Origin of the sequence: Sphingomonas sp. PP-CE-3G-477 (assembly GCF_003050745.1) — a bacterium.
Taxonomy (GTDB): Bacteria; Pseudomonadota; Alphaproteobacteria; order Sphingomonadales; family Sphingomonadaceae; genus Sphingomonas.
This window is the reverse complement of record NZ_QAOF01000001.1, coordinates 1009102-1033563: the sequence shown is the minus strand read 5'-3', so window position 1 is coordinate 1033563 and position 24462 is coordinate 1009102. Positions and strand designations below refer to the sequence as shown.

The following is a 24462-nucleotide window of genomic DNA, read 5'->3' as shown; positions in this document are numbered from 1 at the left end:
GATATGATGATTTCCAACGCCGTAACACAGATCGAGCCGTCAAGCGCATGGGACGCGCTCGTCCGCCTGGGCGCGGCCGACGGCAGCGCAGCGCACCCGCACATCCATCGCCTAATCGGTGGCGGCCCGGCGCAGCGCAACCTCTCCGACGCGGTGCACGCGATATGCGCGATCCATTGCCATCATCCTGGCATGATCGCCGACGTTCTCGCCCATGCCGTGCACCCCGAAGCGACCGGCTGGCTGACTGTCGTGGCGGCCGGGTTTGCCGACGAACGTGCGTATCTCGCCCAACTGACCGCCGCGGTCGGTCCACTGCCGTCGACGCCGGGCCAGGCGGAAAGCGAATCCGCACTGGTTGGCGAACGCCATGCGCTCGAGATGCTCGCGCGCTCGGAACGCACCGGCTGCGCGACCGGCGCGGTTGCCGCCCTGATTCACGACTGGGCCAGTGTCCGGCGTGTCCTCGACGCGGCCGCAGACCGGTTCGGCGTCCAGACGCCTCTCTCGACGTTCCCGCCGGCGTCCGAAACGGCCGCGGCGATCGCTCGTCTTGGCGCGTCGCCCGGTCGCGAACGCGCGATCCTGTTCGGCGCGCAGCAACTCTTCGCACAGCACCGCGGCCTGTGGTCGCTGCTCGAAGCGCGATCGAGTGCCCGCGGCGACCTGTAACCGGCTTGCGCTGACCGACGCTTCCCCTCTATCCATACCCGGTATTCAGAACCGGACGGGACATCGCATGAAGCGCTTCGAGGGCACCCAGAGCTACGTCGCGACCGACGATCTGAAAGTCGCGGTCAACGCCGCCGTGACGCTGCGCCGCCCGCTGCTGATCAAGGGCGAACCCGGCACCGGCAAGACCGTGCTGGCCTACGAGATCGCCAAGGCACTCGGCGCGCCGTTGATCGAGTGGAACATCAAGTCGACCACCAAGGCCCAACAAGGGCTCTATGAATACGACGCGGTCGCCCGCCTGCGCGACGGCCAGCTCGGCGACGCGCGCGTCCACGACATCGGCAACTACATCCGCAAGGGCAAGCTGTGGGAGGCGTTCACGCAACCCGCGCCGCCCGTCCTGCTGATCGACGAGATCGACAAGGCGGATATCGAGTTCCCCAACGACCTGTTGCAGGAACTCGATCGGATGGAGTTCCACGTCTACGAGACGAAGGAAACCGTGCGCGCGGTCGAGCGCCCGATCGTCATCATCACCAGCAACAACGAGAAGGAACTGCCCGACGCGTTCCTCCGCCGGTGTTTCTTCCACTACATCAAGTTTCCCGATCGCCAGACGATGCAGGCGATCATCGACGTCCACTTTCCCGGCATCCAGAAGATCCTGGTCAGCAAGGCGATGGACCTGTTCTACGACGTCCGCGACGTGCCGGGGCTGAAGAAGAAGCCCTCGACTAGCGAGTTGCTCGACTGGCTCAAGCTGTTGCTGCACGAGGACATGCCGCTCGACATCCTGCAGAACCGAGACCCGACCAAGGCGATCCCGCCGCTCCACGGTGCGCTGCTCAAGAACGAGCAGGATGTGATGCTGTTCGAACGCCTCGCGTTCATGGCGAAACGGCAGAAGAACCAGGGGTAAGCACAGACCACGCGCCCACCTGCCCGAAAAACGGGGCGAGCGAGACCGTTAACCATAGGCCGAAACCGGCCGGTCATCGTCGACTGCGTATCGGGAGGCATGAAGCGAATCCCCCGAACGCTCCTCTGCCTCGCCCTTGCCGCCACGACGGCCGCCAGCGCCCATGCCGGTTCGCTGCTCGATTATGTCGGCCAGTGCGTCCCCTTCGCGCGCGCCGCGTCGGGTATCCAGATCTACGGCAACGCCTGGACCTGGTGGGAGCAGGCCGACGGCAAATACGAACGCACGCACAAGCCGAAGGAAGGCGCGGTGATCGTGTTCGAGAAGACCAAGCGCCTGCCGATGGGCCATGTCGCGGTCGTCAGCCGGGTAGTTGAGAAGCGCGTCGTCATGCTTACGCATGCCAACTGGTCGCGCCAGAACGGCGAACGCGGGCATGCCGAACAGGACGTCACGCTGTTCGATGTCTCGCGCAACAACGACTGGAGCGACGTCAAGGTCTGGTACAAGGACGTCGATGGCCTCGGCGGCGGGGTGTATCCGGTCTACGGCTTCATCTACGGCCACGCGCACGCGGCCGCTGAACTGACGAGCCGGAATCCCGATTATGTCGGCGCGCTGATTGACGCCTACGTGCCCGTCAGCAGCGAACCCATCGCCCGCTGAACGCGCGTCCGTCATCGTGACGAAAGTCAGGATCCAGAGCCAAGAAAGACCGCGTTCGTAACCCTGGATCCTGACTTTCGTCAGGATGACGGCGCGAATGGATTGCCGCCACCCTTCAAACCGTGCCACCACCGTATTCGAAAAGACGGTGAGGATAGCGATGCGGTTCAAGGCTCTTACGACGGTCACGCTGGCCTTGCTCGCGACCACCGCCCCCACAATCGTCGGCGCGCAGAAGGAAAAGGCCCCGCCCCCCGGCGGCGACATCCCCGCCAAGTTCGTCCCCGCCAACGCCAGCTTCGACTTCGACCGCCGCGAGGTCGACATCCCGATGCGCGACGGCGTCACGCTCCACGCGGTCATTCTTCAGCGCAAGGGCGTCACCGACGCACCGATCCTGCTCCAGCGCACCCCCTACAACGCCGAGAGCAGCGCCAGCCGATCCTCCAGCCCCAGCGGCGCGATGAATCTCCGCGCATCGGACGCGATGTTCTTCGACGCCGGCTATATCCGCGTGTTCGAGGATGTCCGCGGCAAGAACGGCTCGAACGGCGCGTACATCAACGAACGCCCGCTGATCGGCCCGCTCAACACAACCAAGGTCGATCACTCCACCGACGCCTACGACACGATCGACTGGCTCGTGAAGAACCTCAAGAACTCGAACGGCCGGGTCGGCATCATCGGCGGCAGCTACGACGGCATGATGGCCGCGATGGCGCTGGTGAACCCGCACCCGGCGCTGAAAGCCGCCGTCCCGATGAACCCAGTGATCAACACCTGGAAGGGCGACGACGACTTCCACGGCGGCGCTTTCCGGCAGATCGGCTACGACTATTACTACACGCAGGACGCGGCGAAGGGCGAAGCCGGCGACCTCTGGCGCGACGCCTACGATGATTACGACACGTTCCTGCGCGCCGGATCCGCCAGTGCGTTCGTGAAAAGCCGCGGGCTCGGACAGCTCCCGTTCGTCAATCGCCTCCACGATCACCCGACCTACGACGCATTCTGGCAGGGCCAGGCGCTCGAGACGATCCTGCCCAAGCAGCCGCAGACGGTGCAGACGCTCTGGGTCGCCAGCCAATGGGATCAGGAGGACATCTACGGCGCGGTCGCGGCCTACGAAGCGGTATCGAAAGTCGACCCCAACCACGTCAACCACCTCGCGCTGGGCCCCTGGGCGCATGGCGGCGCGAACGGCGACGGCTCGACCCTCGGCGCGATCCGCTTCGACGCCGACACTGCGCTCTGGTTCCGCAAGAACGTGCTGCTCCCGTTCCTCGACGGTGCGCTGAAGACCGGCGCGACACCGCCCGCGCTCGCCCCCGTCACCGCGTTCCAGACCGGCGCCAACCAGTGGCAGACGCTCGCCGGCTGGCCGAACTCGACCGCCACACAGAAACTCTACTTCCAGCCCGCCAGCGGCCTCGGCGCCACCGCCCCCGCGCAGGACGGCCACGACGACTATATCTCCGATCCCGCCAAGCCGATCCCCTACCGCCTCCGCCCGATCCGCCCGACCTACGCGACCGGCTCGACTTGGCGGCAGTGGCTCGTCGACGACCAGCGCCCGTTCTCCGATCGCACAGACGTCCTCACCTACCAGACGCCGCCACTGACGAACCCAGTCGCGATCGCCGGCGCGCCCGTCGCGGACCTGATCGCCAGCACTACCGGCACCGACGGCGATTTCGTGGTGAAGCTGATCGACGTCTACCCGGCGGAATATTCCGACAAGCCCGAGATGGGCGGCTACCAGCTTGCCATCTCGATGGACATCTTGCGCGGCCGCTACCGCGACGGGTTCGACAAGCCGACGCCGATCGTCGCCGGCCAGCCGACGCATTTCCGCGTCGTCCTGCCCAACGCCAGCCACGTCTTCCTCCCCGGCCACCGCATTATGGTTCAGGTCCAGTCGAGCTGGTTCCCGCTCTACGACCGCAACCCGCAGACCTACGTCCCCAACATCTTCGACGCGAAACCCGCCGACTACCGCAAGGCGACGATCAGCGTCTTCCACTCGACCGCGCAGCCCAGCGCGATCGAACTGCCGATCGCCGCGGCCAAGTGACGGAGTGACCCCATGTTCCTGAACTTCCTCGACGAACTCCGCAGCGCCGGCATCCCCGCCAGCCTCAAGGAGCACCTCATCCTGCTCGAGGCGCTCGACGCCGAGGTGATCGAGCGGACCCCTGAGGATTTCTACTACCTCTCCCGCGCGGTGTACGTGAAGGACGAGGGGCTGCTCGACAAGTTCGACCAGGTCTTCGCCAAGGTCTTCCGCGGCCTCGCCACCAGCTACGGCACGCCCGCCGGCGATGTGCCCGAGGACTGGCTGAAGGCGGTCGCCGAGAAATTCCTGACCCCCGAAGAAATGGCGGCGATCAAGTCGCTCGGCTCGTGGGACGAGATCATGGAGACGCTCAAGAAACGCCTTGAGGAGCAGAAGGAACGCCACCAGGGCGGTAACAAATGGGTCGGCACTGGCGGCACGAGCCCGTATGGCAACGGCGGCTACAACCCCGAGGGCGTCCGCATCGGCGGCGAAAGCACGCACAAGCGCGCGCTGAAAGTCTGGGACCAGCGCGAGTTCCGCAACCTCGACAACACCAAGGAACTCGGCACCCGCAACATCAAGGTCGCACTGCGCCGCCTGCGCCGCTTCGCGCGCGACGGTGCCGCCGACGAACTCGACATCGACGGCACGATCGCCGGCACCGCGCGGCAAGGTTATCTCGACATCGTCATGCGCGCCGAACGCCGCAATGCGGTGAAGCTGCTGCTGTTCCTGGACGTCGGCGGCTCGATGGACCCGTTCGTCAAGCTCTGCGAGGAGCTGTTCTCGGCCGCGACCACCGAGTTCAAGAACCTCGAATTCTTCTACTTCCACAACTGCCCTTATGAAGGCGTGTGGAAGGACAATACGCGCCGCTTTGCCGAGCGCACGCCGATGTGGGATCTGCTCCACAAATACGGCCACGACTACAAGCTGATCTTCGTCGGCGACGCGTCGATGAGCCCGTACGAGATCACCCACCCCGGCGGCTCGGTCGAGCATTTCAACGAGGAGCCGGGCGCGGTGTGGATGCAGCGGCTGACCAACACCTATCCGGCGGCGGCATGGCTCAACCCGGTGCCCGAAGCGCAATGGGGCTATTCGCAGTCGGTCCGGATCATCCGCGAACTGATGACCGACCGGATGTACCCGCTGAGCCTCGCCGGGCTCGACGACGCGATGCGCGAGTTGACGCGCAAACGGTGACTTCGGCGCGGTAAGCGGCTGACCGTAACGGAACCGTCACGGACGCGATCGGTTTATCGGGCATCATCCCCTACCGAAGGACAAGCCCTATGTCGTCGATCCCCAACTCCGCCATGCCGCACGCCAAGGTCCATCACGACGACGACCACAAGCCAAAGCCCGACGCGAAGAAGACCGCGGCGACCAGCGACTGGGTCGAGGACGCGACCGACGCGGCAAAGGCTGGGCTCGCGACGGCGACGGACGCGGTGAAGTCGCACCCGAAGACGGCTATCGCGGTTGGTGCGACGGTGATCGCGGGTATTGCAGCGGCGATCGCGGCACCTGCGTTGCGCGCTAAGGATGCGGCGGAGAAGAAGACTCCGCCAAAGAAGCCCGAGCCGAAGAAGCCGGCCAAGGCAAAGAAGCCGCACTGATAGCTTGGTGCACCTAGTCCGGTGCACCACCCCGGCGAAGGCCGGGGCCCAATTGGGGGACGTCCCCAACTGAGCGGGCGCTTCGTCACTGCAACCTTTCCAATTGGGCCCCGGCCTCCGCCGGGGTGGTAGAAAGTAGAGTGCGGTTATCGCGGGGCGTGTGCGAGTAATGCGAGCGCCACCCTCACCCCCTTGTTCTCCCGCGAAGGCGGGAGCCCATACTGGGCTCCCGCCTTCGCGGGAGAACAAGCTTTTACACGTTGGCCGGCAAACTAAACCCGATCCACAACCCCACCACCCATCGCCACCGGAACCCCAGTCGTCCCCGGAAAACTGATCGCCAGCCCCTTCAACGTCCGAACCGCCATATACGCGAACCCCTCGGCCTCCAGCGCATCGCCGTTCCACCCGAGCACATCGGTAGGCTCGACCACCAACCCGGTCCGCTCCGCAATCATCGCCAGCATCGTCGGATTATGCCGACCCCCCCCCGCCACCAGCAACCGAACCGGCCGAGCCGGCAAATGCCGCAAAGCCTCAGCCACGGTAGCGGCCGTAAACGCCGTCAGAGTCGCCGCCCCATCGGCCGCCGACAACCCCCGAGCCGGCTGGATCGTAAAATCATTCCGGTCCAAGGACTTCGGCGGAGGCGCATCGAAAAACGGGTGATCGAGCATCGCCGTCAGCACCGTTTCGTCCACTCGCCCGGACGCCGCCAACGCTCCCCCGGCATCATACCGGGCACCCGTCTCCGCCTCGACCCAGCTATCGATCAGTCCGTTCGCCGGCCCGGTATCGAACGCCACCAGCCCATCGCGGTCCGTCATCTGCGCGCGCTCCGGCGACATCTCGCGCGAATCGTGCATGTCCCGCCCACCAGGAATGAAGGTGATGTTCCCCACCCCACCAAGGTTCAGCACCGCGACCGGCCCCTCGAGCCCCGCCGCCAATGCCGCATGATACACCGGCAGCAACGGCGCGCCCTGCCCGCCGGCCGCCACATCCGCAGACCGAAAATCCGACACCGTCGTGATCCCGGTGGCCCGCGCCACCGCCGCCCCGTCGCCGATCTGCCACGTCCAACGCCGATCCGGCCGATGCGCGATCGTCTGCCCGTGAAAGCCGATCACGTCGACCTCCGCCGCCGCAACCCCCGCATCCGCCAGCAACTTGTGCACCGCGAACACGTGTGCGCGCGTGATCAGCTCCCCAGCCGCGACCACCGGCGGACTGGCGCGCGGCTTGTCGAACGTCAGCGCCATCCGCGTCGCCTCCGCCAGCTGCGCCCGCGCCGCATCCGAATACGGCTCGCCGCGAAACGCGATCGGCCGCACGAACGCCTCGCCGTCGGTCTCGATCAACGCGGCATCGATCCCGTCGAGCGACGTCCCCGACATCAGTCCAATCGCCAGCATATCGGTTCCTTCCCGCGCAATCTCCTCACCCATGCAGGATGAGATTCCCCCCGCCTAGAAAAAACCGAACTTAGCGCCTATGTGCGCGGGCTTCATGGCAACAACACTCCCCTCCCCGCCGAAGATCGGCATGGTCTCGCTCGGCTGTCCGAAGAACCTCGTCGACAGCGAGCGGATTCTCACCCAGCTCCGCGGCGACGGCTACCAGATGTCGCCGGACTATGCCGGCGCCGACATCGTCCTGGTCAACACCTGCGGCTTCCTAGATTCCGCCAAGGAGGAAAGCCTCGAGGCGATCGGCGAGGCGATTGCCGAGAACGGCCGCGTCATCGTCACCGGCTGCATGGGCAAGGAAGCCGACGCGATCCGCGCACGCTTCCCGCAGGTTCTCGCGATCACCGGTGCGCACGAATACGAGCAGGTCGTCGGCGCGGTCCACGCAGCTGCGCCGATGCCGCCCTCGGCATTCCTCAACCTGATCCCCGACGCCGGCCTGAAGCTGACCCCGCGCCACTACAGCTATCTGAAGATCTCCGAGGGCTGCAACCACCGCTGCTCGTTCTGCATCATCCCAAGCTTGCGCGGCGACCTCGTCAGCCGCCGCCCCGACGCGATCCTGCGCGAGGCGGAGAAGCTCGTCGAAGCCGGCACCAAGGAACTGCTGGTCATCAGCCAGGACACCTCGGCGTACGGCGTGGACCTGCGCCACGCCAGCTGGCCGGTTAAGACCGGTGGCCCGATGTCCCGCAACGAAGCCCGAGACGTCCGCGCGCACATGACCGACCTCTCGCGCGAGCTCGGCAGAATCGCACCGTGGGTCCGCCTCCACTACGTCTACCCGTACCCGCACGTCGACCACGTCATCCCGCTGATGGCGGAAGGCCTCGTGCTGCCGTATCTCGACATCCCGTTCCAGCACGCCGCGCCGTCGGTGCTGCGCCGCATGAAGCGCCCCGGCAACGATGCGAAAGTGCTCCAGCGCATCCACAACTGGCGCACGATCGCGCCCGACATCACGATCCGCTCGACCTTCGTCGTCGGCTTCCCCGGCGAGACCGAGGAGGATTTTCAGTATCTGCTCGACTGGCTCGACGAAGCGCAACTCGACCGCGTCGGCGCGTTCCGCTTCGAGCCGGTCGAGGGGGCGGCGGCGAACCTGCTCCCCGATCACGTGCCCGAAGAGCTCAAGGAAGAGCGTTACGCCCGCATCATGGAAAAGACAGCGGCAATCTCCGCAGCCAAGTTGCAGGCCAAGATCGGCCGCACCCTCGACGTGATCATCGATGTAGTCGACGAGGAAGGCGCAACTGGCCGCTCAAAGGCGGATGCGCCAGAGATCGACGGCGAAGTCTTCCTCCGCGATGCCGGCCATTTGACGGTCGGCGACATCGTCCCGGTCACGATCGAGGACGCCGACGATCACGACCTCTACGGCGTCCCCGTCGCCTAACCGTTCTCCCGCGAAAGCGGGAGCCCAGGATAACAAGCGATATCGCCCGTAACCCTGGGCTCCTGCGTCCGCAGGAGAACAGTCGTCAGACCACGTTGCGCCCGGTGAACAGCTTCACCAGAACGACGATGACCGCGATCACCAGCAGGATGTGGATCAGTCCGCCTGCGACATGGAAGGCGAAACCTGCCAGCCAGAGGATCAGCAGGATGACGGCGATGGTATACAGCATGGTTGTGTCCCCTTGGAGAGTATTGGCCTCCCGGCACGAGGTGAAACGTGGCTGTAACACGCCCAGTTCCGTCAACAATTCTGCCCTAGCCTAACCCCTTCAACCGCCGCGGAATTAAAATCGCGGGCGTTGCGCGCGCGGGCCGGTTCTGCTTCGTTGCACGCCATGATCCTCCGCCTCCTCGCCGTCGCCGCGCTGCTACCGGCCCCCGCCATTGCGCAGTCGCTCACCCCCGCCGAAACCGCGCAGATCGACACGCTGGTCACCGGCGCGCTCGGCGATACCGGCGTGCCGTCCGCCTCGATCGCGGTAGTCCGCGGCGGCCGGATCGTGTTCGCCAAGGCGTACGGAAAACCGTCCGAGGCGATCGCCAAGGCAGACCCCAAACTCCCCTACCAGATCGCCTCGATCTCCAAGCAGTTCACCGCCGCCGCGATCCTGCTGCTCGAGGACGAAGGCAAGCTCAGCCTCGACGACACCGTCGCCAAATACATCCCCGGCATCACCGACGGCGAGCGCATCACGATCCGCCAGCTGCTCAGCCACACGTCCGGCCTCCAGGATTACTGGCCGCAGGACTACAGCTTCGCGGCGATGGCCAACCCCGTCACGCCGCAGCAGATCGTCGATCGCTGGGCCAAGAAGCCGCTCGATTTCGCCCCCGGCACGCAGTGGCAATATTCCAACACCGGCTACGTCGTCGCCGGACTCATCGTCGAGAAGGTCACGCGCCAACCGTTGCTGAGCTTCCTCCAACAACGCATCTTCAAGCCGCTCGACATCCGCGCGCTCGATCAGGACAAGGCGATCGGCAAGGCCTTCCCCCAAGGCTATGGCCGCTTCGCGCTAGGCCCGGTCCGCCCTGAGACGCCCAGCGCGGATGGCTGGCTCTACGCCGCCGGCGAACTCTCGATGAGCGCGGAAGACCTCGCCAAATGGGATGTCGCACGACTCAACCGCACCACGCTGCCGGCCGACGACTGGGCCGCACAAGAAACCCCGGTCAAGCTCGCCGACGGCAGCAGCAACGGCTACGGCCTTGGCGTCTTCACCGGCAGCACGAAGGGCCGCCGCTATGTCGAGCACAGCGGTGAAGCGGTCGGCTTCCTGTCCGAGAACACCGTCTATCCCGACGAAAAGGCAGCAATCGTCGTCCTCACCAACAGCTGGTTCAGCGACGCAACGGGCCGCATCGCCGCGGGCGTGGCCAAAATCGTCCTGCCGCCCGCACCCGCCAATGCCGAAGATACCGCCGCACTCACCCGAGCCCGCGCCGTCTACGACCAACTCCGCACCGGCACGCTCGACCGCAAAGGCCTAACCGAGGACGCTAACTTTTACTTCAAGCCGGTCGCGCTCGCCGACTACAAGACGAGTCTGAGCGCACTCGGCGAGCCCACCGCATTCGTACAAACCGGCAAGACCCGCTTGCGCGGCGGCTTCGTCAACCGCACCTACCGCATCACCTATCCCGACCGCACGCTCTCGCTCAGCACCTATGCCGAACCCGGCGCGAACGGCCGATACGAACAACTTTTGGTGGCGCCCACACAATGACCGACTTCGCCTCAATGCTCCAACCCGACCGCGGCCAGCCCGCACGGACGATCCACGTCGTCCACCCCGACGGCTATGAAGGCTGGCTCGCCAAGCAGTCGCAGCGCATCCGCACGACGATCGCCGCGCACCGACTGACCGGCAAGGCCGGCGACCGTGCGGTGCTGCCCAGCGAGACAGCGGACGACTGGTCGATGCTGCTGGTCTGCAACGAAGCGGTGACGTCGCCGTGGCGGATCGCCTCGCTCGGCGCCTCGCTACCAGAGGGCACATACCGACTCGCGGAGGGTCAGGTCGGCGCTGCCGGGCTCGGCTGGATGCTCGCCCAGCACCAGTTCACCCGCTACGTGAAGCCCGACGCGACCGGCCCCCGCGTGCTACTGACCGAAGACGCCGCGCACATCGACGAGACGATCCGCCTCGCCGAAGCTACCGCGCTCGTCCGCGACCTCGTCAACACCGGCGCCTCCGACATGGGCCCCGCCGATCTCGAAGCCGCCGCCGAGACGCTCGCCAAACGCCACGGCGCGACCGTCACGACCACGCGCGGCGATGCGCTCGCGACCGGCTACCCGATGATCCACGCGGTCGGCCAGGCCGCGAGCAAGGACCGCGCGCCCCGCCTGATCGAACTCGAATGGGGCGACCCTTCACATCCCCGCCTCGCGCTGGTCGGCAAGGGCGTCACCTTCGACACCGGCGGGCTCGACATCAAGCCGTCCGCCGGCATGCGGCTGATGAAGAAGGACATGGGCGGCGCGGCACACGCCTTGGCGCTCGCGAGCCTCGTGATGGCCGCCAAGCTCCCGGTCCGTCTCCACCTCCTGATCCCCGCGGTCGAGAACTCCATCGCCGGCAACGCCTTCCGCCCCGGCGACGTCCTCGCGACGCGCAAGGGCCTGACGGTCGAGAACACCAACACCGACGCGGAAGGTCGCCTCGTGCTCGGCGACGCGCTGACCAAGGCGGGCGAGAGCAACCCCGAACTGATCCTCGACTTTGCGACGCTGACGGGTGCGGCACGCGTTGCGCTCGGTCCCGACCTGCCGCCGATGTTCACCGACGACGAAGCGCTCGCGGCGGACCTGCTCGCGTCGGGGCTGGAGCAGAACGACCAGATGTGGCGCCTGCCGCTCTGGAACGGTTACGACGAGATGCTGAAGTCGGACATCGCCGACATGGTCAACGCACCCGATGGCGGGTTCGCTGGTGCGATCACCGCCGCGCTGTTCCTGCGTCGGTTCGTGCCGAAGACCGCGGCGTGGGCCCATCTCGACGTGTTCGCATGGCGCCCGTCCGCCAAACCAGGGCGACCGAAGGGTGGCGAAGCCTATGCCCTCCGCGCCGCGTTCGCGATGTTGGCCAAGCGGTACTCGCGCTAAATAAAGGGAACGCCAAACACGCCGTCATCCGCAAGCAGGCGGGGATCCATAATCTCAGGTGTCGGTGATCACACCGATACGCGAGCCAGTATGGGTTCCCGCCTCCGCGGGAATGACAGCGGTGAGACCGTAACCGGGATCACCCCGTCGCGAACTGCCCGAACGGCAGCAACTTGTCCGCCAGGGCCTTCGTCGCATTCGCATCACCCGCGCGCAGCGGCACGAGCACCGCTACCGCAGCTTTCCGCACATACCCGTCGATCGCGGTCGGTGTCGGTGCCTTGCTCGCGGTCTCGACCAGCGCGCGTCCCCGAGCATCGTTCGGATCCAGCTCCAGCCGCAACAGCCCGGCAAGCCCGGCAAACATCGCGCGATTGCCACCCAACGCCACCGACTTATCCAAAGCCTCGAACCCGACCGCCTTCTGCGCCCCCGCCACCGCACGCCCGACGAACCGCCCGAGCTTCGCGATCACGCCGACATGCCAGGCGCCCAACGCCGCCTGCGCCTCGGCATTGCGCGGATAGCGGACCACTAGCGCCTCATATTGTTTTCGCGCGGCGATCGCCTGCCCCCGGTTCCCCAGCAGTTTCGCGCGATACCCGTTCGCCATCGCCTGCATGATCGCGGCCTCGGCATCGTTCGGCGAGCGGCTCAGCGCCTGCCCCGCCGCTGCCGCCGCCCGGTCGATCCGCGCCAGCGCGATGCTGCGATCGCGGTCGACGAATCCGGCCTGCGTCAGCAACTCGCGCGGCGTCTCCGCCCGTACCGGCATCGCTGACACCATCGCGCAGACCGCGACCGAGGCGCCGACGCACCGGGAGAACAATTTGGCCATATCAACCCTCGCACGAAAGCCGCGTCACGCCGATCCAGCATCCGATCGCCGAATCACCCGTTAATCATAAGAGCACAGGGTTTATCGGGACTTAACGGCCTTGCATGCAAGCACCGATGGGCGTTCACAGCGATGCCGCCGCCTCGATGATAGGCACGAACTTCTCCGCGGTCAGGCTCGCGCCACCAACCAGCGCACCATCGACGTTCGGCGTGGAAAGGATCGCCGCCGCATTCGCCCCTGTCACCGACCCGCCGTACAGGATCCGCACGCCCGCCGCCGCGTCACCGATCAGCATCCGCAATTTCGACCGCGCAATCGCATGGATCGCCGCGATCTCGTCCAGCGTCGGCGTGCGTCCCGTGCCGATCGCCCAGCGCGGCTCATAAGCCAGCGTGAACCAGCTCCCGTCCGCATTGTCCGGCACCGACTTCTCGATCTGCGCCTGCACTACGCGCTCGGCACGGTCCGCATCGCGCTCCGCCTCGGTCTCGCCGCAGCACAGGATCACGTGCAGCCCCTGCCGCCGTGCCGCCGCCGCCTTCGCCCACGCGTCGTGGCTCGTCTCGTGCTGGTCCGCGCGCCGCTCCGAATGACCGACGATCGTGAACGACGCGCCGACTTCCTTGACCATCGCCGCCGAGACGCAGCCGGTATGCGCGCCCGAATCCGCCTCGTGCACGTCCTCCGCACCGATCGCCAACCCTGGCACGCGTTGCGACGCCGCATCGATCAGCGTGAATGGCACCGCGACCGACACGTCGATCCCCGGCGCCGCCTGCGCTGCCGCCGCGATCGTCTCGAGTTCGACGAGCATCGCCCGCGACCCGTTCATCTTCCAGTTTCCGGCTACAAGCTTCCGCCGCATCACGATCTCCCGCATGTTTTGCCCAGCGATAGCGACGCACCCGCCCTGTACAACCCCGCACGGGACGACACGACCCGAAGGACTGTGCAACCGCCCGACTTGAAGAGCCGCCCTTGCCCCCGTAAAGCAACCGCGTTCCCATCCCTGTCGATCGGCTGTCCATGCTCGCTTTCTTTCGCCGCCTTACCCATTCGAAGGTCGGCGTGGTCATCACGTTCATCGTGCTCGGCGTCATCGCGCTCGCGTTCGCTGCGGGCGACATCACGGGCTTGAGCTCGATGACCGGTGGCGCAGGGATCACCGGTGGCGACGTCGCCAAGGTCGGCAAGGCCGAGGTCACCGTCAACGACCTCAAGACGCAGGCGCAGACGCAGCTCGAGGGCTTCCGCCAGGAACAGCCGACGCTCGACATGGCGACCTTCGTCAACCAGGGCGGGCTCGACGGCACGCTCGACCGGATCGTCTCCAGCATGGCGCTCGAGCAGTTCGGCCGTGCGCAGGGCATGGTCGTCAGCAAGCGCGCCGTCGACGGCCAGATCGCCAGCATCCCCGCGTTGCAGGGACCGACCGGCAAGTTCGACGAGAATTTGTACCGTCAGGTGCTCGCCCAGCGGAAGCTGACCGACGCGCAGATTCGCAGCGACATCGTCCGCGACACGTTCGCGCAACAGCTTACCATTCCGAGCACCGGCGCGACCCAGGTCGCCAGCCAGCTCGCGCTCCCCTACGCGTCGCTGCTGCTCGAAAAGCGCACCGGCACGATCGGCTTCATCCCTGCCGCGGTCGTCCCAGCCGGCCCCGCGCCAAGCGATGCCGACCTCGCTACCTTCTACAAGCGCAACATCGCACGCTACACCGTGCCCGAGCGCCGCATCGTCCGCTACGCGATCGTCTCGCCCGACCGGGTCAAGGCGCAGGCCGTCCCGACCGACGCCGAGATCGCCAAGACCTACCAGCAGGACCGCGCTCGCTACGCCGCGACCGAGAAGCGCACGATTACGCAGGTCGTCATTGCCGACCAGGCCGGCGCCACCGCGCTTGCCGCCAAGGTGAAGGCCGGTACCAGCCTCGCTGACGCCGCCCGCGCTGCCGGTCTCGAAGCCTCGACCCAGGCCGGTGTCGAGAAGGCCGCCTATGCCGGCACCGCCTCCGCGCAGGTCGCCGATGCCGTGTTCGCCGCCGCCAGCGGCGCGGTGATCGGGCCGGTCCGCACGCAGCTCGGCTGGACCGTCGCCAAGGTCGACAAGATCGAGAACGTCGCCGGTCGCTCGCTCGACCAGGTCCGTGGCGAGATCGCCGCTGCACTCGGCATCCAGAAGGCGGCCGCCGCGCTGTCCGACGTCCATGACAAGATCGACGACTCGCTCTCGAAGAACGCGACGTTCGATGAAGTCATCGCCGACCAGAAGCTCGCCGCAGTCACCACGCCGGCGCTGATCGCCAACGGCGTCAACCCCGACGATGCCGCCAGCAAGCCCGATCCCGCGATCGCGCCGCTCGTCGCCGCCGCGTTCCAGGCCGCCGATGGCGACGGGCCGCAGCTCGTCCAGCTCGGCACCGATGGCGGCTTCGCGGTCGTCGCGCTCGGCCGCGTCGTTCCCGCCACCCCGCGCCCGCTGGCACAGGTTCGCGCCGACGTGCTCCGTGACGTGACCGCCGATCGCTCGCGCCAGGCTGCGCGGAAGGTCGCCGCCGATGTGCTCGCCCGGATCAACAAGGGCATGCCGATCCAGCAGTCGCTGGCGCAGACCAAGCTGCCACTTCCCGCCGCGCGTCCGCTGACCGCGTCGCGCGCGCAGATCGCCGCCGATCCGCGCGGTGCCCCGCCGGCCCTCGCGCTGATGTTCAGCATGGCGCCGAACACCGCCAAGACGCTTGCCGCACCCGACGACAGTGGCTGGTTCATCATCAAGCTCGACAGCATCGCCAGCGGCAACGCGGCCGGCAACCAGGCTGCGATCAAGGCCGCGCGTGGCAACATCGCCCGCTCGGTCGGTCGCGAATATGTCGAGCAGTTCGCCAAGGCGGTCCGTGCCGACGTCGGCGTGAAGACCAACACAACCTCGATCGCCCGCGTCCGTGCCGACCTGCTCGGCCAGGGCGCTGCCGGGAACTGATCGTATGACGAGCGCGCGCGAAGCTTTGGCCGAAGGGCGTCCCGCGCTCGTCTGGCGTCGTCAGGTCGCCGATACCGAGACGCCGGTCGCCGCCGCGCTGAAGCTGATCGAGCCCGGACGCGGCGACTTCCTGCTCGAATCGGTCGAGGGCGGCGCGATCCGCGGTCGCCACAGCCTGATCGGCCTCGCCCCCGACCTGCTGTTCCGCGCGCACGGGCATAGCGCCGAGATCAACCGTCACTGGGCCACCGATCGCGAGACGTTCGCGCCGTGCCCCGTCCCCACGCTCGATGCACTCCGCGCGCTGGTCGCCGAATGCCGCGCGGACGTTCCCGCCGAACTTCCCCGCGCGCTCGCCTGCCTCGTCGGCTATTTCGGCTATGAGACGATCGGCTTGGTCGAGACTCTGCCGCAACCGCCGGTCGACCCGCTCGGCCTGCCCGACATGATCTTCGTGCGGCCGACCGTCATCCTCGTGTTCGATCGCCTGACCGACGCGCTCTACCTCGTCGCGCCAGCCTGGCCTGATCCCGCACGCGATGCCGACTCGATCGTGACCGAAGCCGAAGAGCGTCTCGACGCGGTCGCCGCCAAGCTCGCCAGCACGCCCGTCCCCGCACCGATCCGCGCCGACGTCGCCGAACCGACTTACACGCCCGCGCTTCCCGAGCGCCGCTACGGCGAGATGGTCGCCGCGGCAAAGGACTACATCCTCGCCGGCGACATCTTCCAGGTCGTGCTCGCGCAACGCTTCAGTACGCCGTTCGCACTGCCGCCGTTCGAGCTCTACCGCTCGCTACGCCGCATCAACCCGTCGCCTTTCCTGTATCACCTCGACCTGCCGGGCTTCGCGCTGATCGGATCGAGCCCCGAGATCCTCGTCCGCGTCCGCGACGACGAAGTCACGATCCGCCCGATCGCCGGCACCCGCCCGCGCGGCAAGACCGCCGCCGAGGACGAAGCGAACCGCATCAGCCTGCTCGCCGACCCCAAGGAGCGCGCGGAACATCTGATGCTGCTCGATCTCGGCCGCAACGACGTCGGTCGCGCCGCGTCACCGGGCTCGGTAAAGGTAACCGCCAGCTACGGCGTCGAGTTCTACAGCCACGTCATGCACATCGTCTCGAACGTCGTCGGCACGCTATCCCCCGACAAGGACGCGCTCGACGCGCTCTTCGCGGGCTTCCCCGCCGGCACGGTCAGTGGCGCACCGAAGGTCCGCGCCTGCCAGATCATCGCCGAGTTGGAACCCGAACGCCGCGGCGCGTACGCCGGCGGGGTCGGTTATTTCTCCCCCGACGGCTCGATAGATTCGTGCATCGTTCTGCGAACGGCGGTGGTGAAGGACGGCACGATCCACGTCCAAGCGGGCGCCGGCATCGTCGCCGACAGCGTCCCCGAATACGAACAACGCGAGTGCGAAGCCAAGGCCGGCGCTATCCTCGCCGCCGCGCGCGAAGCGGTCAGCCGGGCGAAGGCACCGGGCTTCGGTCAGTAGGCAGAACGGCGACCCGTGAAGGCAGGGAACCAGTCTTGGTCCCTGCCTTCACCGGAGAACGACAAACTTACGGCTGCGTGTTCGACTCGGTAGCCGACGCCCGACGCTCCGCAGCATACGCCTGGTTGCGCTGCATGAAGCAGCCCGACTGGCCACCCGTGCCGACCGCCGAACACGTATCCGGCAATCCGCCAGCCACGCGCCCGACCTGATCCATCGTCGCCGCGCGGTTGACCCAGCTCTGGTTCTGCGCCGCGACCGGCTTGTCGTCGCGCAACGATTTCGGGATGCGATAAGGCTGGTCGAGCGTCGAGCACACGACGATCTCGCCACCGCTCGACTTCGGACATTTCTGGTCGCCGGTCAGCGTCACGCTGCGAATACGCTGCGGCGGCGTGTCGACTTGTGCGTCCTGCGCCGAGGCCATGGCGGGAAGTGCGATCAGTGCAGCGAGGACGGCGGTACGAAACATCGGTTAAGCTCCTTTGAAAGGATAACGTCCAGCACGCGGCATTGCTCCGCCCTGAATGATAGTGCTCATATAGGAGCGGTGCTCCGCTCTCGCGACTGCAACACGACAGAATTGCGACCGCCCGTCCAACGGCCTCGGTTTGCGGCAACACCGTTGCGCGGCGTGACGCATCGGCTATGGCGGCGCCATGATCCTCGTCGTCGACAATTACGACAGCTTCACCTGGAACCTCGTCCATTATCTGATGGAGCTTGGTACCGAGGTCGAAGTCGTCCGCAACGATGCGATCTCCGCCGGGCAGGCTCTGTCGTCGGGCGCGGACGCGTTCCTCATTTCCCCCGGCCCCTGCACGCCGACCGAGGCGGGCGTAAGCCTCGACTTGGTCGCCGCATGCGCGGACGCCGGCAAGCCGCTGCTAGGCGTGTGCCTCGGCCACCAGGCGATCGGCCAGCATTTCGGCGGCAAGGTCGAGCGCGGTGGCTTGATGCACGGCAAGACCTCACCCGTCGTCCACGACGATACCGGGCTGTACGCCGGGCTGCCCTCGCCGTTCATCGCCACACGCTATCACTCGCTGATCGTCAACGCGGTTCCCGACACGCTGGTCGTCAACGCGACCGCGCAGGACGGCACGGTCATGGGCTTCCGCCACAAGACGCTGCCGATCCACGGCGTCCAGTTTCACCCGGAAAGCATCGCGACCGAACACGGCCACGCGATGCTGGCCAACTTCCTCAAGATGGCCGGTATCCCGGTGAAACCGCGCGAAGGCCTGGAGCTGTGACCACGACCACCGTTCTCCCAGACCCCAGCTCCCCCCTCTCGCGCGAATCCGCCCGAGAAGCGTTCGCCGACATCCTCGACGCCCGCGCGAGCGACGACGCGATCGCCACCTTCCTCACCGACCTCGCGACCCGCGGCGAAACCAGCATCGAGATCGCCGAAGCCGCGCGCGCACTCCGCAACCGGATGATCCCGATCGACGCCCCCGCCGGCGCGATCGACGTCTGCGGCACCGGCGGCGACGGCCACCACACCTTGAACGTCTCGACCGCCGTCGCGCTAGTCGTCGCGGCAACCGGCGTCCCCGTCGCCAAGCACGGCAACCGTGCCGCCTCGAGCAAGGCCGGCGCCGCCGACACGCTGGAAGTCCTCGGCCTCGACATGGACCGCGCCGGCGCCACCGCGGAGGCCAGCCTCAACGAGATCGGCATCGCCTTCCTGTTCGCCGCCAATCACCACCCGGCGATGAAGCGCATCACCCCAATCCGCCAACGCATCGGCAAGCGGACGATCTTCAACCTGATGGGCCCGCTCGCCAACCCGGCCGGCACCACCCGCCAGCTCATCGGCATCGCCCGCCCCGACTATGTGTCGCTCTACGCCGAAGCACTCGAACAGCTCGGCACCGAAGCTGCGCTCGTCGTCTCGGGCGAAGAAGGCCTCGACGAGCTGTCGGGCGCCGGCCCCAGCATCGTCGCCTCGGTCGGCAGCGTTACGCTGCAGGGCAAAGTCGCCCCCGAAGACGCCGGCCTCACGCGCCACGCGATCACCGACATCCGCGGCGGCGACGCTCACCACAACGCCGACGCACTCCGCCGCCTGCTGAAAGGCGAGGCCGGCGCCTACCGCGACGCCGTCCTGCTCAACGCCGCCGCCGCCTTGATGGTCGCCGGCACCGTCCCCACTCTTGTCGACGGCGCGGCCAAGGCCGCCGCCGCCCTCGACACCGGCAGCGCCGACGCGCTGCTCGCCCGCTGGATCGCCTACTGACATGACCATGCTCGACCGTATCCTCGAGACCAAGCGCGCCGAAGTTGCCGCGCGCAAGGCAACCACATCGCTCGCCGACATCGACGCCGGCATCGCCCGCATGTCGAAGCCGCGTGGCTTCCGCGCCGCGCTTGATGCAAAAAAGGGCGCCGCGAAGACCGGCTACGCGCTGGTCGCCGAGGTGAAGAAAGCGAGCCCCTCGAAAGGCCTGATCCGCACCGACTTCGACCCCGTCGCGCACGCCCGCGCCTATGAAGCCGGTGGCGCCGCGTGCCTCTCGGTGCTGACCGACGAAAAGTGGTTCCAGGGCTCCGACGCATACCTCACCGCCGCGCGGGACGCCGTCTCGATCCCCGTCCTGCGAAAGGACTTCATGGTCGATCCGTGGCAGTCGACCGAGGCACGCGCGATCGGTGCCGACTGCATCCTCATCATCGTCGCCGCGCTCGACGACATCCAGATGGCCGAGATCGAAGCCTCCGCGCTCGAATGCGGCATGGACGTGCTGGTCGAGGTCCACGACGCGCACGAGATGGAGCGCGCACTGAGGCTCAAGTCGCGCCTGATTGGCGTCAACAACCGCGACCTGCGCGACTTCTCGGTCGATTTCCAGCGCACCTACGACCTCGTCGGCAAGGCGCCCAAGGACTGCACCTTCGTCGCTGAAAGCGGCCTCACGACGCGCGCAGAGCTCGACGCGATGGCCTCGCACGACATCCACTGCTTCCTGATCGGCGAAGCGCTCATGCGCCAGGCCGACGTCGAAGCCGCTACCCGGGCGCTCGTCGGGTGACCGGCCTGACCCACATCGACGAAGCCGGCTCGGCAAGAATGGTCGACGTCGGCGGCAAGGCGGTGACCGCCCGCGAAGCCATCGCCTCCGGCCGCATCACCATGTCCGCCGAAGCCGCCGCGGCGATCGGCGCCGGCACCGCGAAAAAGGGCGACGTCCTGGCCGTCGCGCGCGTCGCCGGCATCATGGCCGCCAAGCGCACCAGCGACCTCATCCCCCTCTGCCACCCGCTCCCGCTGACGAAGGTGGAGATCGATCTGGTCGTCGACGAAACCGGCGTAACCGCCACCGCCACCGCCTCGACCGAAGGCAAGACCGGCGTCGAGATGGAGGCGCTCACCGCTGCCACGGTCACGCTCCTGACGATCTACGACATGGCGAAAGCGATCGACAAGACGATGGTCCTCAGCGACATCCGCGTCCGCGCCAAGTCCGGCGGCAAATCCGGCAACTGGACCGCCTAAAAGAAAACCCTCTCCCCAAAGGGGAGAGGGATAGACGCCATAGGCGGCGAGGGTGAGGGCAAGCCAAGCAGAACGCTCCTAGCCTGGGACTTCAATCCCCATCCATCGACCAGTCGTGGCTTTCCACGATCGTAGACTCGACCGGCCGGCCCGCAGCATCGAGCGACGGATCATACCGAAACCGCTGCTCGATCAGCCGGCACGTCAGAGTATCCAGGACCCGGCTTCCGCTCGACCGAGTCACGCGGCACCCCGACACCCGCCCATTGGTTTCGACCAGGTACCGCACAAACACCCGCCCCCGAATCCCGGTCTCGGCGGCCTCCCGCGGATAATCCGAATCCCTCAACCGCCCGCTACGCCACTCCGGCGGCGTCTCCTCGCCCCCGCCGCCGTCGCCGTCGCCATATCCCCCACTCCCGGTGCCATTCCCGACTCCGCCACTCCCCGTTCCCGGCCCGCGCACATCCGAAGCCCCCGCCGTAGCCTGCGTCCCCACCCCAGCCTTCTCCGCAACGACGACAGGCGGCGGGATAACGACCGGCACCACAGGCGGCGCCACCACCTCGGTAGCCTTCGACTTCAAATTAGGCGGCGACGCAGCCCCTTCCGGCTTGCGGCTAGGCGAAGGCCGAGGCCGCACCTTCTCCTCAGGCGGCGGTGGCGGAGGCGGCGCCGCATCGAACACCTTCAACGCATCGCTCACCGCCGCCGGCATCGGCACCACCAGCCCATTGAGCAGCGCATAGCCCAGCACCCCCGGCAACAGGACAGCACCCACCGCCGCCCCGATCCTGTCTCTCGCCCGAGGCCGATTACGTGTCATCATGCTGATCTGGTGTCTCTTTCCCCCCAAACAAAGCCCCGCACCGGATGAACCCGCGCTGGCCAACGGTCGAGGAACGCTATCGAGGACCCATCCGCACTGGCAGTCACCGCCGGAGAAGCCCGCGACCAAATCAAAACACCACCCCGGCGAAGGCCGGGGCCCAGTTGGGAAGGCCACAGTATTAGAGGGCAACCGTTCCGCCCAACCCTTGTTTCCCCGCGAAGGCGGGGACCCAGACTGGGCTCCCGCCTTCGCGGGAGAACAAGGAGGTGGGAGCGACGTTCGATCTAACGCAGTCAAGTCAGTCACAAAGACCGCCCTGCCGTCGCACTCCCGGCCAACAACACCTGTCCTACACACCAAACCCATGGCAAAGCGACGGAACATACCCCCGCACCCCGCGCTTCTCCCCCAACGCCCCGCCCGAAGCGCCCACCGCCAAACCGCTCCCAGCGTCTACACTTTCTATACTTCACTTTTCAGAACCGCCCAAAAACAGAGCCTTAGCATGACCCTAGTCCCCGTCGCCGAAGCCCAGTCCCGCCTCTTCGCCATGGCCCCCCGCGTCGGCCACGGGACCGTGACGTTGCGCGAAGCCGCCGGCCGCTGGGCCGCCGAGGACATCCTCGCCCGCCGCACGCAACCCGCCGCCGACCTGTCCGCCATGGACGGCTACGCGATCCGCTTCGAAGACCTCCCCGGCCCCTGGAAAGTCATCGGCGAAAGCGCCGCCGGCCGGCCCTTCACCGGCAAGGTCGGCCCAAGAGAAGCCACCCGCATCTTCACCGGCGCCGCAATGCCCGAAGGCGCCGACACCGTCATGGTCCAGGAAGAGGCCGAGCGAGACGGCGCAACCCTGATTTTGGCCGGCGAAGGCCCCCCGACGCTCGGCCGCAACACCCGCCGCAAGGGCCTCGACTTCTCCACCGGCACCCGCCTGATCGCCGCCGGCGACCGCCTCAGTCCCGCACGCATCGCCGTCGCCGCGACTGGCGGCCACGGCAGCCTCACCGTCAACCGCCGCGTCCGCGTCGCCGTCGCCGCCACCGGCGACGAACTCGTCCCCCCCGGCTCGACCACCGACGGCGTCGCGCTCCCCGAATCGAACGGCATCATGCTCGCCGCAATGCTCGCCGACATGCCCGTCGACATCATCGACCTCGGCATCCTGCCCGACAATCTCGAAATCCTCCGCGAAGCCTTCGCCAGCGTGCAGGCAGACCTGCTCGTCACCACCGGCGGCGCGTCGGTCGGCGATCACGACCTCGTCCGCCCGGCGATCGAAGCCGCTGGCGGCACCATCGATTTCTGGCGGATCGCGCTGCGCCCCGGCAAGCCGATGATGGCCGGCCGGATCGGCGAGATGATGGTGCTCGGCCTCCCCGGCAACCCGGTCTCCGCGTTCGTCACCGCGATGTTGTTCGTGAAACCGGTTGTCGCGCACATGGCTGGCGCAAGCGACCCGCTCCCCCAGTCGACCCACGCGCTGCTCGGCGAAGACCTGCCCGCCAACAACGCCCGCACCGACTATCTCCGCGCCGAACTGCGCGACGGCAAAGCCTATGCCTCGACGATCCAGGACAGTTCGATGCTCCTGACACTGGCCCGCTCTACCTGCCTGATCGTCCGCCCCGGCAACGCCCCCGTCGCAAAGACAGGCGAATCGGCGGAAATCCTAGTGATCGCGTGAAGCGAGCGCTTGACGGCGTTAATTATGTTCCATAGAAGTTCCCAGTCTGTTCCGGACGGAGAACCGCCATGCTCACGCGCAAGCAGCACGAACTCGTCTGCTTCATCAACGATCGCCTCAACGATACCGGCGTCTCGCCGTCGTTCGAGGAGATGAAGGACGCACTCGACCTCAAGTCGAAGTCGGGCGTCCACCGTCTGATCAGCGCGCTTGAGGAGCGCAACTTCATCCGCCGCCTGCCCAACCGCGCGCGCGCGCTCGAAGTGCTGCGCATGCCCGAGCGCCCGGAAAAGAAGACCCCGTCCAAGCAGTCGAACGTCAAGGCAGCCCCCGCCGCCGCGACGCCGCAACCGGCCAACGACGTCATCGAGATTCCGTTGCACGGCCGCATCGCCGCCGGCGTCCCGATCGAAGCGTTCGAAGGCAGCACCATGCTAGCCGTCCCCGCCGCGCTGCTGGGCACCGGCGAACACTATGCCTTAGAAGTCTCGGGCGACTCGATGGTCGAAGCCGGTATCCTGGACGGCGACTACGCCCTGATCCGCCGCACCGAAACGGCGCGAGACGGTGAAATCGTCGTGGCGCTGATCGAGGACAGCGAAGCCACCCTAAAATACTTCCGCCGCGAAGGCGCCATGGTCCGCCTCGACCCGGCAAACCGAGCCTACGACCCCCAACGCTACGCCCCCGCCCAAGTCCGCGTGCAGGGCAAACTCTCCGGCATCCTCCGCCGCTACGACTGACCCGCGTAGGGCCGACCGGCGTGGTCGCCCGGCCCGTCGGCCTCGTTCTCCGGTCGCACCGGCGACGCAGAATGCCGATCGGCAGGACGGATTCCTCGTTGCATCGGTTACCGGGCAATAGAATTGTTCAACAGGCCCGGCAACTTGCGCAAGAGCGTTGAAGATACCGCAAGCGTTTTGATGCAGTCTTTACACAATGCCGTGAGCCGCGTGGACGTCTATTTTCGATGCGGCATGGCATTCGGAAGACGATTCCACATTTCATTACAAAACGGCGCTCGCGGCCCAAATCTATAATCTCTGCGCCTCCGCGCGTCTGCGCGAACATCTTGTCGACAACCCTCGGCGCAACAGAAGATTGGTTCGCGCAGAGGCGCAGAGACGCAGAGGTGTTCCGCTC

At 67.0% G+C, this 24462-nt stretch carries 23 protein-coding genes; 17 read left to right on the top strand and 6 right to left on the bottom strand.

The genetic code is table 11. The annotated features are described in order from the left end of the window. Positions 1-3: 3 nt before the first annotated feature. The 6 genes from C8J45_RS04845 (at position 4) to C8J45_RS04820 (ending at position 5941) form a co-directional block, all read left to right on the top strand. A complete protein-coding gene (locus C8J45_RS04845) occupies positions 4-672 on the top strand; it encodes a DUF6975 family protein (protein ID WP_308811329.1) in 669 nt (222 codons plus the stop codon). A gap of 67 nt (positions 673-739) precedes the next feature. Continuing rightward, a complete protein-coding gene (locus C8J45_RS04840) occupies positions 740-1594 on the top strand; it encodes a MoxR family ATPase (protein WP_107962044.1) in 855 nt (284 codons plus the stop codon). 99 nt (positions 1595-1693) lie between these two features. After that, positions 1694-2260 (top strand): CHAP domain-containing protein, encoded by a 567-nt coding sequence (locus C8J45_RS04835; RefSeq protein WP_107962043.1) that lies wholly within the window; start codon positions 1694-1696, stop codon positions 2258-2260. 160 nt (positions 2261-2420) lie between these two features. Next, entirely contained in the window at positions 2421-4334 is a 1914-nt protein-coding gene (locus C8J45_RS04830) for a CocE/NonD family hydrolase (protein WP_107962042.1), read from the top strand. A gap of 12 nt (positions 4335-4346) precedes the next feature. Further along, positions 4347-5525, top strand: coding sequence for a VWA domain-containing protein (locus C8J45_RS04825; protein ID WP_056058404.1), 1179 nt, complete (start codon positions 4347-4349; stop codon positions 5523-5525). A gap of 89 nt (positions 5526-5614) precedes the next feature. After that, complete coding sequence (locus C8J45_RS04820; protein WP_107962041.1) at positions 5615-5941, top strand: hypothetical protein; 327 nt, start codon at positions 5615-5617, stop codon at positions 5939-5941. 272 nt (positions 5942-6213) lie between these two features. On the opposite strand, the gene C8J45_RS04815 is transcribed toward C8J45_RS04820, so the two are convergent. After that, positions 6214-7356 carry an anhydro-N-acetylmuramic acid kinase gene (locus C8J45_RS04815; RefSeq protein WP_107962040.1) on the bottom strand — a complete coding sequence of 381 codons (1143 nt, stop codon included), beginning with the start codon at positions 7354-7356 and terminating at the stop codon, positions 6214-6216. 94 nt (positions 7357-7450) lie between these two features. On the opposite strand from C8J45_RS04815, the gene rimO reads away from it, so the two are divergent. Beyond that, positions 7451-8806: a 30S ribosomal protein S12 methylthiotransferase RimO gene (gene rimO / locus C8J45_RS04810; protein WP_107962274.1), complete on the top strand. Its 1356-nt coding sequence runs from the start codon at positions 7451-7453 to the stop codon at positions 8804-8806. Positions 8807-8891: 85 nt separating this feature from the next. Here the strand turns inward: rimO and C8J45_RS04805 are convergent, their stop codons facing one another. Further along, complete coding sequence (locus tag C8J45_RS04805) at positions 8892-9038, bottom strand: lmo0937 family membrane protein (protein WP_107954842.1); 147 nt, start codon at positions 9036-9038, stop codon at positions 8892-8894. Between the two features lie 165 nt (positions 9039-9203). Between C8J45_RS04805 and C8J45_RS04800 the strand changes: the two genes are divergently transcribed. Together C8J45_RS04800 and C8J45_RS04795 are read left to right on the top strand one after the other, a co-directional pair. After that, positions 9204-10595 carry a serine hydrolase gene (locus C8J45_RS04800; protein WP_107962039.1) on the top strand — a complete coding sequence of 464 codons (1392 nt, stop codon included), beginning with the start codon at positions 9204-9206 and terminating at the stop codon, positions 10593-10595. Next, on the top strand, positions 10592-11977 hold the full coding sequence (locus C8J45_RS04795) for a M17 family metallopeptidase (RefSeq protein ID WP_107962038.1): 1386 nt from the start codon (positions 10592-10594) through the stop codon (positions 11975-11977). Before C8J45_RS04800 ends, C8J45_RS04795 begins: the two co-directional genes overlap by 4 nt. Positions 11978-12116: 139 nt before the next feature. Here C8J45_RS04795 and C8J45_RS04790 read toward each other — a convergent pair whose 3' ends face one another. Both C8J45_RS04790 and tpiA read right to left on the bottom strand, forming a co-directional pair. Next, positions 12117-12815 (bottom strand): hypothetical protein, encoded by a 699-nt coding sequence (locus tag C8J45_RS04790; protein WP_107962037.1) that lies wholly within the window; start codon positions 12813-12815, stop codon positions 12117-12119. Positions 12816-12939: 124 nt separating this feature from the next. Further along, the gene (gene tpiA / locus C8J45_RS04785) at positions 12940-13683 is read right to left on the bottom strand and encodes a triose-phosphate isomerase (RefSeq protein ID WP_374956417.1); all 744 of its coding nucleotides are present in this window, start codon (positions 13681-13683) and stop codon (positions 12940-12942) included. 161 nt (positions 13684-13844) lie between these two features. On the opposite strand from tpiA, the gene C8J45_RS04780 reads away from it, so the two are divergent. Continuing rightward, positions 13845-15800 (top strand): peptidylprolyl isomerase, encoded by a 1956-nt coding sequence (locus tag C8J45_RS04780; protein WP_107962036.1) that lies wholly within the window; start codon positions 13845-13847, stop codon positions 15798-15800. A gap of 4 nt (positions 15801-15804) precedes the next feature. Next, positions 15805-17298 carry an anthranilate synthase component I gene (trpE, locus tag C8J45_RS04775; protein WP_107962035.1) on the top strand — a complete coding sequence of 498 codons (1494 nt, stop codon included), beginning with the start codon at positions 15805-15807 and terminating at the stop codon, positions 17296-17298. A gap of 67 nt (positions 17299-17365) precedes the next feature. Here the strand turns inward: trpE and C8J45_RS04770 are convergent, their stop codons facing one another. Then, a complete protein-coding gene (locus C8J45_RS04770) occupies positions 17366-17770 on the bottom strand; it encodes a hypothetical protein (RefSeq protein WP_107962034.1) in 405 nt (134 codons plus the stop codon). 187 nt (positions 17771-17957) lie between these two features. Here C8J45_RS04770 and C8J45_RS04765 point away from each other — a divergent pair, with 187 nt between their 5' ends. The 4 genes from C8J45_RS04765 to moaC are packed head-to-tail and all read left to right on the top strand — an operon-like array spanning position 17958 to position 20800. Continuing rightward, entirely contained in the window at positions 17958-18554 is a 597-nt protein-coding gene (locus C8J45_RS04765; RefSeq protein WP_107962033.1) for an aminodeoxychorismate/anthranilate synthase component II, read from the top strand. Next, a complete protein-coding gene (gene trpD / locus C8J45_RS04760; RefSeq protein WP_107962032.1) occupies positions 18551-19543 on the top strand; it encodes an anthranilate phosphoribosyltransferase in 993 nt (330 codons plus the stop codon). The genes C8J45_RS04765 and trpD overlap by 4 nt, the downstream gene beginning before the upstream one ends. 1 nt (position 19544) lies before the next feature. Then, positions 19545-20336, top strand: a complete 792-nt coding sequence (gene trpC / locus C8J45_RS04755) for an indole-3-glycerol phosphate synthase TrpC (protein ID WP_107962031.1) — start codon at positions 19545-19547, stop codon at positions 20334-20336. After that, the gene (gene moaC / locus C8J45_RS04750) at positions 20333-20800 is read left to right on the top strand and encodes a cyclic pyranopterin monophosphate synthase MoaC (RefSeq protein ID WP_107962030.1); all 468 of its coding nucleotides are present in this window, start codon (positions 20333-20335) and stop codon (positions 20798-20800) included. The genes trpC and moaC overlap by 4 nt, the downstream gene beginning before the upstream one ends. A gap of 91 nt (positions 20801-20891) precedes the next feature. Here the strand turns inward: moaC and C8J45_RS04745 are convergent, their stop codons facing one another. Beyond that, positions 20892-21581, bottom strand: coding sequence for an energy transducer TonB (locus C8J45_RS04745; RefSeq protein WP_258191283.1), 690 nt, complete (start codon positions 21579-21581; stop codon positions 20892-20894). Positions 21582-22137: 556 nt separating this feature from the next. Between C8J45_RS04745 and glp the strand changes: the two genes are divergently transcribed. After that, positions 22138-23319 carry a gephyrin-like molybdotransferase Glp gene (gene glp / locus C8J45_RS04740; protein ID WP_107962029.1) on the top strand — a complete coding sequence of 394 codons (1182 nt, stop codon included), beginning with the start codon at positions 22138-22140 and terminating at the stop codon, positions 23317-23319. Positions 23320-23387: 68 nt separating this feature from the next. Beyond that, entirely contained in the window at positions 23388-24062 is a 675-nt protein-coding gene (gene lexA, locus C8J45_RS04735; protein ID WP_107962028.1) for a transcriptional repressor LexA, read from the top strand. The last annotated feature ends 400 nt before the right edge of the window (positions 24063-24462 follow it).